This window comes from Actinoallomurus vinaceus, from assembly GCF_039542055.1.
GTDB lineage: Bacteria > Actinomycetota > Actinomycetes > Streptosporangiales > Streptosporangiaceae > Actinoallomurus > Actinoallomurus vinaceus.
The window spans coordinates 235,247-247,697 of record NZ_BAABHK010000013.1 but is presented as its reverse complement, the minus strand read 5'-3'; the positions used below and the strand labels follow the sequence as shown (position 1 = coordinate 247,697).

Annotated in this window: 13 protein-coding genes; 8 read left to right on the top strand and 5 right to left on the bottom strand. The window is 70.9% G+C overall.

All coding sequences use genetic code 11. From position 1 onward, the window contains the following. Window positions 1–46 precede the first annotated feature (46 nt). The 4 genes from mshA (at window position 47) to ABEA24_RS37310 (ending at window position 3,543) form a co-directional block, all read left to right on the top strand. Window positions 47–1,303, top strand: coding sequence for a D-inositol-3-phosphate glycosyltransferase (gene mshA, locus ABEA24_RS37325; RefSeq protein ID WP_345437328.1), 1,257 nt, complete (start codon window positions 47–49; stop codon window positions 1,301–1,303). Window positions 1,304–1,314: 11 nt separating this feature from the next. Continuing rightward, on the top strand, window positions 1,315–1,860 hold the full coding sequence (locus tag ABEA24_RS37320) for a type III secretion system chaperone family protein (protein ID WP_345437326.1): 546 nt from the start codon (window positions 1,315–1,317) through the stop codon (window positions 1,858–1,860). 101 nt (window positions 1,861–1,961) lie between these two features. Further along, complete coding sequence (locus tag ABEA24_RS37315; protein WP_345437324.1) at window positions 1,962–2,777, top strand: SAM-dependent methyltransferase; 816 nt, start codon at window positions 1,962–1,964, stop codon at window positions 2,775–2,777. Window positions 2,778–2,796: 19 nt separating this feature from the next. Further along, window positions 2,797–3,543, top strand: coding sequence for a phosphoglyceromutase (locus tag ABEA24_RS37310; protein ID WP_345437322.1), 747 nt, complete (start codon window positions 2,797–2,799; stop codon window positions 3,541–3,543). 67 nt (window positions 3,544–3,610) lie between these two features. Here the strand turns inward: ABEA24_RS37310 and phoU are convergent, their stop codons facing one another. Further along, the gene (gene phoU / locus ABEA24_RS37305) at window positions 3,611–4,267 is read right to left on the bottom strand and encodes a phosphate signaling complex protein PhoU (RefSeq protein ID WP_345437320.1); all 657 of its coding nucleotides are present in this window, start codon (window positions 4,265–4,267) and stop codon (window positions 3,611–3,613) included. Window positions 4,268–4,420: 153 nt separating this feature from the next. On the opposite strand from phoU, the gene ABEA24_RS37300 reads away from it, so the two are divergent. Both ABEA24_RS37300 and ABEA24_RS37295 read left to right on the top strand, forming a co-directional pair. Further along, window positions 4,421–5,599, top strand: a complete 1,179-nt coding sequence (locus ABEA24_RS37300) for a sensor histidine kinase (protein WP_345437318.1) — start codon at window positions 4,421–4,423, stop codon at window positions 5,597–5,599. Between the two features lie 8 nt (window positions 5,600–5,607). Then, window positions 5,608–6,285, top strand: a complete 678-nt coding sequence (locus ABEA24_RS37295) for a response regulator (RefSeq protein WP_486246809.1) — start codon at window positions 5,608–5,610, stop codon at window positions 6,283–6,285. A gap of 217 nt (window positions 6,286–6,502) precedes the next feature. Here the strand turns inward: ABEA24_RS37295 and ABEA24_RS37290 are convergent, their stop codons facing one another. Together ABEA24_RS37290 and ABEA24_RS37285 are read right to left on the bottom strand one after the other, a co-directional pair. After that, the gene (locus tag ABEA24_RS37290) at window positions 6,503–7,405 is read right to left on the bottom strand and encodes a copper chaperone PCu(A)C (RefSeq protein ID WP_345437316.1); all 903 of its coding nucleotides are present in this window, start codon (window positions 7,403–7,405) and stop codon (window positions 6,503–6,505) included. A 180-nt stretch (window positions 7,406–7,585) separates the two neighbouring features. After that, complete coding sequence (locus ABEA24_RS37285; RefSeq protein WP_345437314.1) at window positions 7,586–8,305, bottom strand: hypothetical protein; 720 nt, start codon at window positions 8,303–8,305, stop codon at window positions 7,586–7,588. 286 nt (window positions 8,306–8,591) lie between these two features. Between ABEA24_RS37285 and ABEA24_RS37280 the strand changes: the two genes are divergently transcribed. After that, the gene (locus tag ABEA24_RS37280) at window positions 8,592–9,074 is read left to right on the top strand and encodes a CarD family transcriptional regulator (RefSeq protein ID WP_345437312.1); all 483 of its coding nucleotides are present in this window, start codon (window positions 8,592–8,594) and stop codon (window positions 9,072–9,074) included. 21 nt (window positions 9,075–9,095) lie between these two features. Continuing rightward, on the top strand, window positions 9,096–9,557 hold the full coding sequence (gene ispF / locus ABEA24_RS37275; RefSeq protein ID WP_345437310.1) for a 2-C-methyl-D-erythritol 2,4-cyclodiphosphate synthase: 462 nt from the start codon (window positions 9,096–9,098) through the stop codon (window positions 9,555–9,557). A gap of 180 nt (window positions 9,558–9,737) precedes the next feature. On the opposite strand, the gene fahA is transcribed toward ispF, so the two are convergent. Further along, entirely contained in the window at window positions 9,738–10,943 is a 1,206-nt protein-coding gene (gene fahA, locus ABEA24_RS37270; protein ID WP_425551284.1) for a fumarylacetoacetase, read from the bottom strand. 57 nt (window positions 10,944–11,000) lie between these two features. Continuing rightward, complete coding sequence (locus ABEA24_RS37265; RefSeq protein ID WP_345437308.1) at window positions 11,001–12,389, bottom strand: DUF2637 domain-containing protein; 1,389 nt, start codon at window positions 12,387–12,389, stop codon at window positions 11,001–11,003. Window positions 12,390–12,451: the final 62 nt, after the last annotated feature.

Genomic DNA, 12,451 nt, shown 5'->3' with positions numbered 1-12,451 from the left:
AATGCGGTGATGTGGCCGATAAGTTGTTGTAACGGAGGTGGTGTCCGTGTCGGGTCTTGCCCGGGTCGCGACGATCAGTGTTCACACGTCGCCGTTGGAACAGCCGGGGACCGGGGACGCCGGCGGGATGAACGTCTACATCGTCGAAGTCGCCAAGCGCATGGCGGAGCGCGGTGTCGAGGTCGACGTCTTCACACGGCACACCTCACGGGCGCTCCCGCCGGTCGTCGAACTGGTGCCCGGAGTCTCGGTCCGGCACGTCGCCGCCGGGCCCTTCGAGGACCTCGACAAGTCCGAGCTGCCCGGCCACATGTGCGCGTTCACCTCCGAACTGCTGCGGATCGAGGCGGCGCGCGACCCCGGCCACTACGACATCATCCACTCCCACTACTGGCTGTCCGGCCAGGCGGGGTGGGCCGCGCGACAGCGGTGGGGCGTCCCGCTCGTCCACTCCATGCACACCCTCGCGAAGGTCAAGAACACCTCGCTGGCCACCGGCGACACGCCCGAACCCCTCGGCCGCGTACTCGGCGAACAGCAGGTCGTCGACTGCGCCGACCGGCTCGTGGCCAACACCGCGGAAGAGGCCCGGGAGCTCGCCTCGCTGTACGACGCCGACCCCGGCCAGGTCGCCACCGTCGCCCCCGGAGCCGACCTGTCCCGGTTCACCCCGCAGGACGGGGCACGGCGCCGCCTGGGACTCCCGGAGAACGCCGTCGTCCTCCTGTTCGTCGGCCGTATCCAGCCGCTGAAGGCGCCCGACGTCCTGATCCGCGCCGCCGCCCGCATGCTCGAGGACGACCCGGGCCTCCGTGACCGGCTGGTCGTCGCCGTCGTCGGCGGGCCCAGCGGGTCGGGGCGCTCCCGCCCGGAGGAGCTGCGGAGCCTCGCGGCCCGGCTCTGCGTCCTGGACGTGGTCCGCTTCGAACCGCCCTGTCCCCAGGACGAACTGGCCGACTGGTACCGCGCCGCGGACGTCACCGTCATCCCCTCCCACAGCGAGTCGTTCGGCCTGGTCGCCGTCGAGTCGCAGGCGTGTGGCACCCCGGTGGTCGCCGCGTCGGTCGGCGGACTGCGCATCGCCGTACGGGACGGCCGGTCCGGGGTCCTGATCGACGGCCACGACCCGGCCGACTACGCTCGCGTGCTGCACGGCCTGATCGGCACGCCCGGCCGGCTGCGCGCGATGTCGGACGCGGCCGTCCGCCACGCCGGGGGATTCGGCTGGGACGCCACGGCCGACCGGCTCCTGGAGGTGTACGCCGAGGCCGTCGAGGCACGGACCATGGCCGTCTCCGCGTAAGGGAGGGCACGATGAACGCCGACGAGGCGCTCAAGGCGATCCTGGACGAGCAGGGGCTGGAGTACGAGCGGCCGCGCCCCGGGGCGTACCTCGTGAAGCTCCCGGGCAAGCACAAGCTGGCCACGATGACGTGGCTCATCGCCGGCGACCACAGCCTGCACGTCGAGGCGTTCTTCTGCCGGCAGCCCGACGAGAACCACGAGGAGTTCTACCGCTGGCTGCTGCGCAAGAACGGCGGGATGTACGGCGTGGGGTTCACGCTCGACCCGGTCGGCGACGTCTACCTCGTGGGACGGCTTCCGCTGTCGGCGGTGACGCCCGAGGAGATCGACCGGATCCTCGGCTGCGTACTCACCTACTCTGACGACAATTTCGACCGGGCGTTGGAGCTCGGGTTCGCCGAATCCATCCGGCGCGAGTGGGACTGGCGGGTGAAGCGTGGGGAGAGCGTGGCCAACCTCCGGCCGTTCGCCCGGATCCTGCCCGACGCGGCCGGCGAGGGCGCGGACGCCGGGGACCGCGTCGGCCCTGGTCCAGCCCTTGGGCGAGACTCCTAGCGAGAACCGATTCTAGTTTAATGTGCGTATTGCGCATCATTGGTGGCTTTAAGTAGCTAAACTACCTGGCGTCGCAGCGTTTCGGACGGAGGGGGCGTGGAGTGACGGATCGGGACGACTGGGCTCCAAAGAGTGTCGACCTGAGGACGCCCAACGCCGCCCGGATGTACGACTACTACCTCGGTGGGAAGGACAACCTGGCGCCCGACCGCACCGCCGCCGAGGCCGTCCTGGAGATCGCCCCGCAGATCCGGATCGCCGCCCAGCAGAACCGCGCCTTCCTCGGCCGCGCCGTGCGCCACCTCGCCGAGGCGGGCATCCGGCAGTTCCTCGACGTCGGCACCGGGCTGCCGACCCAGAACAACGTCCACGAGGTCGCGCACCGCGTCGCCCCCGAGTCCCAGGTCGTCTACGTCGACAACGACCCGGTCGTCCTCGCGCACGGCCGCGCGATCCTCGCCGGGTCCAAGAACGTCCACATCGTCCAGGCCGATCTGCGCCGCCCCGACGAGATCCTCGACGACCCGGAGGTACGCGAGCGCCTCGACTTCGACCGGCCCATCGCCATCCTGCTCGTGGCGATCGTGCACTTCCTCCAGGAAGCGGACGACCCGGCGGCGGTCGTGGCGCGGTTCCGCGACGCCCTCCCCTCGGGCGGCTACCTCGTGCTCAGCCACGTCTGCGGAGACGCGCTCCCCGACGCCGTCGCGCCCGTCACCGAGATCTACCGGCGTTCCTCCACCCCGATCATCACCCGCAGCACCGAGCGGATCCGCGGCTTCTTCGGCGACCTGGAACTCGTCGAGCCCGGGCTCGCCAACGTCTCGGCGTGGCGCCCCGACACGGTCGAGGCCAAGCGGATCTCCGAGAAGTACCCGCAGAGCTACTTCCTGGCGGGCGTCGGCCGCAAAAGTTGAGGTACTAGGCTCGCTTGCCATGGCGACATTGGTACTTCTCAGGCACGGCGAGAGCGTGTGGAACGCCGAAGGCCTGTTCACGGGCTGGGTGGACGTCGATCTTTCCGAGAAGGGGGAAGAAGAGGCGGTCACCGGCGGTGAGCTGCTGCTCGACGCCGACATCCGGCTCGACGTGGTCCACACCTCCGTGCTCAAGCGGGCGATCCGTACGTCCAACATCGCGCTGGACGCCGCCGAGCAGCTGTGGATCCCCGTACGACGCTCCTGGCGGCTCAACGAGCGGCACTACGGGGCCCTGCAGGGCAAGAACAAGGCGCAGACGCGCGAGGAGTACGGCGACGAGCAGTTCATGACCTGGCGCCGGTCGTACGACACGCCGCCGCCGCCGATCGCCGACGACGACCCCCTGTCCCAGATCAACGACCCGCGGTACGCCCTCCTGCCCTCGGAGCTGATCCCGCGGACCGAGTGCCTGGCCGACGTGGTGGACCGCCTGCTGCCGTACTGGTACGACGCGATCGTCCCGGACCTCGCTGCCGGCCGTACGGTGCTGGTCGCGGCGCACGGCAACTCGCTGCGCGCCCTGGTCAAGCACCTCGACGACATCTCCGACGAGGACATCGCGGGGCTCAACATCCCCACCGGCATCCCGCTGCTGTACGAGCTGGACGACGACTTCGAGCCGCTCAAGAAGGGCGGCGAGTACCTCGACCCCGAGGCCGCCAAGGAATCCATCCAGGCCGTCGCCAACCAGGGCAAGAAATAGATCTTTCCGCGAAAAGCACAGATCCCGGCAGCAGGACTCGCTGCCGGGATCCGTTCGTCCATGGCGACTATTCGGCGATGTCCGCCGCGTGCTCGCCGGTGACCAGGTAGACGACGTTCTCCGCCACGTGGACGGCGTGGTCGGCGAACCGCTCGAAGTAACGGCCGGCCAGGGAGATGTCCACCGCCGGCTCGACCCCGTGCTTCCACTTCGGCGACAGCATCGTGTCGAACAGCTTCCGGTGCAGCCGGTCCATCTGGTCGTCATCGGTGTCGAGCTCGAGGCCCATCTCGACGTCGTGCGACGCGATGACGCTGCCGGCCTTGGCGATCATGCGCTCGGCGATCTGGCCCATCTCCAGGACGGTGGCCTGCAGCTCCGGCGGGATGGCCGGGTCGGGGTGGCGGCGGCGGGCGGTCTTGGCGAGGTGGACGGCGAGGTCGCCCATGCGCTCGATGTCACCGGCCATCCGCAGTGCGGCGATCAGCATCCGCAGGTCGCGGGCGACCGGCTGCTGCCGCGCCATCAGTTCGAAGACCGTCTCCTCGATCTCGGTCTCGATCTTGTTGACCTGCTCGTCAGTGCTGATGACCTCTTCGGCGAGCCGCAGGTCGGAGTCCAGCAGGGCCTCGGTGGCCCGGGTCATCGCCGATCGCACCAGCCGCGTCATCTCAACGAGCTTGTCGGAGAGCCCGTCGAGCTCCTCGTGGTAGGCGTCTCGCATAAAGATCCTTTATTCGGGCGTGGATATCCAGCTCGCAGCATCGTGGGATGCCATGAACGGTTGTGTAGTCACAGGTTAACTTTTGACGAACGTCCTTGCGGCGTCGCAGGTCCGGGGGCGGACCTAGCCAGAGTGCCGCCTACGATCCAAGATGTGAATGTGGAGGTTGTCGCCGGCCTGGCGGGTGCCGTCGGGCTCGTCACCGGCCTGGTGGCAGGGCTGGCCGTACGCGCGAGTGAACGCGCCCAGCGGCCGGTCGATGCCCCCACCCCGCTCTCCAGCCTGCCGAGCGGTGTGGCGTCCGTACTGAGCGTGCTCCCGTCCTCGGCGGTGGTCATCGACGGGGACGACCGCGTCCTGCGCGCCAGTTCGGCGGCGCGGGCGTTCGGCCTGGTCAGCGGTGATCGGCTGCTCGTCGACGAGCTGATCGCCATGGCGCGGCTCGTCCGCCGCGACGGGGAGATCCGCGAAGAGGAGATCGAGGTCGTCCACGGGCGCCGGGAGGGCCGCTGGTTCTCGGTCCGCGTAGCGCCGATGGGATCGCACGGCCTCGTCCTCGTCCTCGCCGAGGACCTGACCGAGTTCCGTCGCGTCGAGGCGGTCCGGCGCGACTTCGTGGCCAACGTGAGCCACGAGCTGAAGACACCCGTCGGCGCGCTGTCCCTGCTGTCGGAGACGGTCGAGGACGCCGCCGACGACCCCGAGGCCGTACGCCGCTTCGCGAAGCGCATGCAGCACGAGTCCGCGCGCCTCACCAACGTCATCCAGGACCTCATCACACTCACCCGGCTGCAGGGCGGCGAGATCGTCGAGCGACCCCGGACGGTCAACCTCGACGACGTCATCCACGAGGCCGTCGACCGCTGCCGGCTCAAGGCGGAGCCCAAGGAGATCACCCTCGCCATCGGCGGCCGCGACGACCTGCTGGCGTACGGCGACGAGGAGCTCCTCACCACCGCGGTCCGCAACCTGATCGACAACGCCATCGCGTACAGCCCCGAACGCACGAGAGTCGTCGTGTGCACCCGGCTCGCCGACGAGAACCACGTCGAGATCAGCGTCACGGACCAGGGCATCGGGATCCCCGAGGCCGACCTCGAGCGCATCTTCGAGCGCTTCTACCGGGTCGACCCCGCGAGATCCCGGCAGACCGGTGGCACGGGCCTCGGCCTCGCCATCGTCAAGCACGTCACGACCCGGCACCGGGGGGATGTGAACGTCTGGAGCAAGGAGGGATCCGGCTCGACCTTCACCATCCGCCTTCCGCTGCCCTCCACCTCCGCACCCGCGAAGGAAACACCTGAGCAAGACACCGTACGGGAGGCCCCCTAGTGACCCGAGTGCTCGTCGTGGAAGACGAGGAGTCGTTCAGCGACGCGCTGTCGTACATGCTGCGCAAGGAGGGTTTCGAAGTCGCCGTCGCGGCGACCGGGCCGGACGCCCTGGAGTCCTTCGACCGTTCCGGCGCCGACCTCGTGCTGCTCGACCTGATGCTGCCCGGGCTCCCCGGCACCGAGGTGTGCAGAGAACTGCGCACCAAGTCGAACGTCCCCGTGATCATGCTCACGGCCAAGGACAGCGAGGTCGACAAGGTCGTCGGGCTGGAGCTCGGCGCGGACGACTACGTGACCAAGCCCTTCTCCTCCCGTGAACTGGTCGCCCGCATCCGCGCGGTGCTGCGCCGCAGAGGCGACGGCGAGGAGCTGGCCCCCGCGACGCTGGAGGCGGGACCGGTCCGCATGGACGTCGAGCGGCACGTCGTCACCGTCTCCGGCAACGAGGTGCCGCTACCGCTCAAGGAGTTCGAGCTCCTTGAGGTGCTGCTGCGCAACGCCGGGCGCGTGCTGACCCGCATGCAGCTCATCGACCGCGTGTGGGGTGCCGACTACGTCGGTGACACCAAGACGCTGGACGTCCACATCAAGCGGCTCAGGGCGAAGATCGAGCCCGCCCCGTCGACGCCGCGGTTCATCATCACCGTGCGCGGGCTCGGCTACAAGTTCGAGCCCGACGAGTAAGCAGGTACGAGCCGGGCGTCTCCGCGGCGAAGCCGCCGGAGACGTCCGCTCTGGGGACCGTCCGCTCTGGGGACCGTCCGCTCTGGGGACCGTCCGCTCTGGGGACCGTCCGCTCTGGGGACCGTCCGCTGTCGGGGCTGCCGCCCTGAGAGACGTCTGTTGACGCGAAAGAAGCCCGCCACTCCGGTATGGAGCGGCGGGCTTGGTGTTTCGCGTCTCAGGCGGACGGGGCCGTGGAGGGCTTCTTGGCCTTCGTGTGCTTGCCCGACTTGGCGGCCGGGGTGGGGGAGCCCGCCGGGGCGCCCGCGGTCGGGCTCGTGTTCGTGCCCGGGGCGGGGCTGACGCTCGTGCCGGGGCCCGGCGCGCCGGCCGGAGCGCTCGGGGTGCCGCCGCTCGGCGCCGGCGGGTAGGTCGCGTAGTAGCCGGCCCGCGGGACGACGGGCACGTCGAGCGTGAGGGCGCCGGCCTGCTGGAAGTGCAGGGTCAGCCGGATCGACTCCCCGCCAGTGAGCTCCTTGGCGAGCCCCTTGAGGACCACGCTCGGAGTGGCCGCCGCGGCGGTGCCGCCCGTGGCGGGGGAGCCCGCAGCCGGAGAACCCGCGGGCGGCGCGCCGGACGGGGAGCCCACGGTCGGGGCGCCCGGCGTCGTGCCCGGCTTGCTCGGGGCCTTCTTGGCGCCCTTGGTCGGCGTGCCGCTCGGGCTGCCGCTCGGCGAGACGGCCGGAGCCGGCGCCCCGGGCGGCTGCTCGCCGGTGGCCTGGGGGTTCGTGGAGATCAGCTGATTCGGCGGCAGGGTCAGGCCGCCGTTCGCGACCTCGACCGACTGGGCCGTGCCCGACGCCTCGGCGCCGACGAGCTTGTCCGCCGAGGTGCCCTTGACGACGATCCAGGCGTAGAACGGCGCGGAGGCGCCCGCTGGCAGTCGCTGGCCGGGCTCCGGGCCGAGCACGAAGGCGTTGCGGACATCGACCCGGCCCACGGAGGCGTTGACGCCCTCGGTCAGGCGGGTCGGCAGCACCGACTGCGGATGCTGGCCGGCGGCGCAGGCGGACACCGCCGGCGCGACGGCGATGGCGCCGGCGATGGCCATGGCGACGGTCCGGCGGCGGTTGCGGCTCACGGCGTCGTTCTCTCCTTGGACAGGACTTGGGTCTTCCGAGGCGCGCGGAACGCCCGAATGTGAAGCGTAGCGAGGGTACTCCCGCGGATCCGACGGGGGGCCGGTTTCGAGCGGCCGAAGATCGGGAAGTCCGCGCGCGGAGCGTCATCGGCCGTGCGGGGGAGCCCGTCGCGACAGGTCCTAGGGGGTGCGCAGCGTCCGCAGGTCCGGGGTGAGGTCCCGGTCCGGCTGGATGCCGCGGATGACATCGCGGACGATCCTATCCGGGCGGACGAGAATCGCCGTCAGCCCGGCCGCCCGATAGGTCGTCGACAGCAGGCGACCGGGATCCTCCGCGGGAATGGCGTCGCCCCGGGGCACCGTGTCGGCGAGTCGCCGTACGTCGTCCGCGTCCCGGCCCGAACGCCCGTCCGCGATCATCCAGGTCTGGAACCCCTGGCCCACGGCCTGCTGGGCGAGGTGTGTGACGGTGGCGTCGCAGTGGCAGTCGCGCGGCACGATCAGGACGAGGCCGGCCACGTTGATCAGCGTGTCGACCGGCATCCGCTGGCCGTTCACGATCAGATTCCCCGGGGGCAGCGCGCCCCCGGTGTCTCCCGGGCGGTGCCGCACCACGCCGGTCGGGGGGACCTGGATGGCGTGGTCGGTGGGCCGGGGCGAGACGACCGTCATCAGCACTCCGCTGATGAGCGCGACGAGGACGGCGCTGGCGATGAAGGGGGCGGCGATCCCATAGCGGGTGAAGGGGCGGGCGAGCCTGCGCCACCGCTCGCGGCGGCGCCGCTGCCGCTGCTCGCGGTGGTACGCGATCACGTCGCGGTCGAGCTCCCGCGCGTCGTCCGGGACGACGATGTCGACCTTGGGAAGCCCGTAGTCGTCAGGGTCCCCGTCAAGCCCCACGCCACACCTACCTTCTCGGACCGCTGCCGGCCCCACCCCGGGTCCGCGTTCCCCGTGCACGAGGAACCGCGAGCCCGTGTCGGCTCGTCCACCTCCAGTATGAGCCGCTTCCGGCGCTGTGTGAGCGGTGTGGCCCAATCCAATCCTCATGGCCGGGTGTTACACCGAATTCCAGCTTTGTCAATACCCTAATTACCGCGCTGACCTGCGTATATGTCCGGATGGTCGGTTCAGCAGGTCCCTGCAGCGTGCTACCCTTATGGATAGCGGAAGGGGTACTTGTCACATGACTTTCAAGGTCGGCGACACTGTCGTCTACCCCCACCATGGGGCTGCTCGGATCGAAGCCATCGAGACTCGTGCCATCAAAGGTCAGGACAGGACGTACCTCGTCCTGAAGGTCGACAAGGGCGATCTCACTGTTCGCGTTCCCGCGGAGAACGCCGAGCTGGTCGGCGTCCGTGACGTCGTTGGCCAGGAGGGGCTGGAGAAGGTGTTCGAGGTGCTTCGCGCACCCTACACCGAAGAGCCCACGAACTGGTCGAGGCGCTACAAGGCGAACCTCGAGAAGCTCGCGTCCGGCGACGTCAACAAGGTCGCCGAGGTTGTCCGAGACCTGTGGCGGCGTGACAAGGAGCGCGGCCTGTCGGCCGGTGAGAAGCGCATGCTGGCCAAGGCGCGGCAGATACTGGTCAGCGAGCTCGCGCTGGCCGAGAAGACCAACGAGGACAAGGCCGAGGCCCTCCTCGACGAGGTCTTGGCCAACTAGTTGGCGACACGGTTTCCACGGGTGGGCGTCGGAGTCGACGTCCACCCGTTCGGTTCTGGTCGTCCACTGCGGGTGGCCGGTCTCGACTGGCCCGGTCAGGGCGACGGTCTCGAGGGGCATTCGGACGGTGACGTCGCGGCACACGCTGCGTGCGACGCGCTGCTCTCCGCCGCCGGTCTCGGTGATCTCGGTGCGATCTTCGGCACCAGCGACCCGCGGTGGGCGGGAGCCTCCGGAGTGGATCTCCTGCGGGAGGTCGAACGCCTGATCACGGCCGCAGGGCACGCCATCGGCAACGTCTCGATCCAGGTCGTCGGGGTTCGCCCGCGCGTCGGCCCACGGCGCGCCGAGGCGGAGAAGGTCCTGAGCGAGGCGCTGGGAGGCGCCCCGGTCAGCGTGTCCGGCACCACGACGGACGGCCTGGGCCTAACCGGCCGCGGCGAGGGGCTGGCCGCCATCGCGACCGCCCTCGTCCTCGTCTGACCGCCGGCAGATCACCGGCGGCCTCGCGTCGCCGGCCTCGACGAGGTTCGGGACGGAGTCCGTAGATCACGGGCGGCCCGGTGCCGTCGCCCCCGACGGAGTTCAGCAGGCCACCGACGGCACGATGCGGCCGACCTCGACGGGGCTCGGCTCTGGCGCGGTCGCCGACCTCGGCGGAGTTCAGCAGATCACGGGTAGCACGGTGCCCGTCACCTCGCCGAACCCGATCGGGGCGCCGTCGGGTCCGGCGGCGGTCGCCTGGATCCGTACGGTGTCGCCGTCCTCCAGGTAGGCCCGGCGCTGCCCGTCGGGGAGCACGAGCGGGTCCCGGCCGTCCCAGGTGAGCTCGATCAGGCTGCCGCGTTCGTGCCGCGTCGGGCCGGAGACCGTCCCGGAGGCCATCAGGTCGCCGGTGCGCAACGCGGCGCCGTTCACGGTGGCGTGGGCGAGCTGCTGCGGCGCGGTCCAGTACATCCTCGCGAACGGCGGGCGGCTCACGACGTGACCGTTGAGCTCGATCTGGAGCGTCATCTCCAGGCCCCACGGCTCGTCGGTGCGCAGGTACGGCAACGGCTCCGGGTTCTGGGCGGGCGGGCCCGTACGGGCGCTCTCCAGGGCCGCCACGGGCACCACCCAGGGGGAGATCGACGTCGCGAAGGACTTGCCGAGGAACGGCCCGAGCGGCTGGTACTCCCACGCCTGGATGTCCCGGGCGCTCCAGTCGTTGACGAGCACGAAGCCGAACACATGGTCGCGGAACCCGGCCGTCGGCACCGGCCGGCCGAGCGCCGAGGGCACGCCCACGACGAAGCCGACCTCCGCCTCGACGTCCAGTTTGACCGTCGGGCCGAACACCGGGACGTCGTCGCCCCGGCGCTGCCCGCAGGGCCGTACGATCGGCGTCCCCGACAGCACCACAGTGCCGGCCCGGCCGTGGTACCCGATCGGCAGGTGAAGCCAGTTCGGCGGCAGCGGGTCGCCGCCCGGCCGGAAGATCTGGCTGACGTTAGCCGCGTGGTCGCGCGAAGAGTAGAAGTCGACGTAGTCGGCCACATCGAAGGGCAGGCGCGGTTCGGCGTCGCTCAGCGGCACGAGATGCGGCTCGACCTGGTCGCGGTACGCCGCGTCGGTGAGCAGCGTGGTCAGGCGGTCCCTCGTCGCCTGCCAGACCGCGCGCCCGGCGGCCATGAAGGCGTTCAGCGTCCCGGAGGCGAACCACCGCCGGTCGGCGAGCAGCCCCGCCGCCGCGAGCTCGGCCAGGTCCAGCACGTGGTCGCCGATGGCCACACCCACGCGAGGCAGCTCACCGCGCCGGGAGAACACGCCGTACGGGAGGTTGTGCACCCCGAATCCGCTGCCGTTGGGAACGGGAACCCAGGTCTCCATGATCCTTACCTTCCCAGGTCCGCGCGGATTCGATCCCCGAAGGGACCCGGCGCACGGTCAGTCGCGAGGCGGGGTCGGCGAGCTGCGGAACTTGCTGGACGGCGGGGTCATGTCCTCGTCCCGTTCAGGAGCCCCCGGGGCGGCGGACCAGGAGGCCTTGTCCTGCGCGTCCTGCTCCTCCCACGACCGGGCGTCGTCGGGCGCGTCGCCGGCGTCTGGGTCCTCGGCCCGGTCGTCGGCGTACGCGTCCTCCTCTTCATCCGCCTGCGTCGCGTCGGCCACACCGGTGATCGGGATGCCGTCCGGGTCGGTGTCCGCCAGCCTGATGCCGTCGGGCTGGGTGTCGCCGAGCGAACGCCCTCTCTGGGGCGGCCCGACGAGCCGTACATCGGTCGGCAGCGAGGTCCGGGCCACCCAGCGCGGCGGGGGCTCCTCCTGCTCGGGGTCCACGGGCGTCTCGTTCACGGGCACGTTCACCTCCGGGTCGGGATCGGCCACGACGCCATCGGCCGGGTCGGTGTCCGTCCGGGACACGGTCTCGGAGTCCCAGGCGTCCTCCCTCATGGATACCGTCCGGGAGCCCTGGGCGTCGTCCGTCAGAGGTACGGTTCCGGAGCCTCGGGCGTCGTCCGTCAGGGGTACGGCCCCGGAGCGCCGGGCGTCGTCGGTCAGCGATTCGGTCCCTGAGTCCCGGACGTCGCCTTCCGTGGCGGGGGACAGGTCGGGACCGGGTTGCCACGCGCGATCCGCCTGCCGCTCCAGTTCGGTCGGGAGCAGCGGTCCGTCCCGAAGCGTCGCCGGCTCCAGGTCGGGCTCGGAAGCGGGTCCGAGCGCGCGTGGTGCCGCGGGACGCGGCAGCGGGCGGGTGTCGGTGGGCTCGTCGTCGCCGAGGCCCGGAATGAGCCCTCGCCGGGTGTCCGTCGGCTCAGCGTCCGTCGGCTCGGCGTTCGGTGGGGCGGCCGTGGCCGAGGGGGATTCCGGGAGCGGTGGGGCGGCGGTGCCGCGCCGACGGGTCCGTACGGCCTGTTTGATCATGGACAGCCACAGCCATACGGCGATCGCGAGGATCACCCAGGGGGCCGCCGCGACCCCGCCCGACAGCCACGGGCGCGAAAGGTGGCCATAACCGTGGACGGCGCGCTCGACCCCAGCGGCGCCCGCGCCGGCGATGAGCGCCAGGAGGAGCAGCCACCGGACGGCGCGCGCCCACCAGGGGGACCGGCGCGCGGTGAGGATCGACAGGATGACGACGACGATCAGTCCGTCGACGACGCCGGGGTACAGGAACGCCCAGTGGCGCGCCGCACCGCCTCGGAGGGCGAGCGCCCGCAGGTCGTCGTAGGAGAGCACGAACGTCGCACCGGCCAGCGCGGCGACGCCGAGGCCGCCGGCCGCCGTCAGCAGCCGCCGCTGCGCCGTGGAGTACGGGGCGGGGGAGTCAGTCATAGCAGGAAAACCAACCATCGGTTCGGAGGGTTCCCCTATCTTGACCGGATCAACGCGTCCGT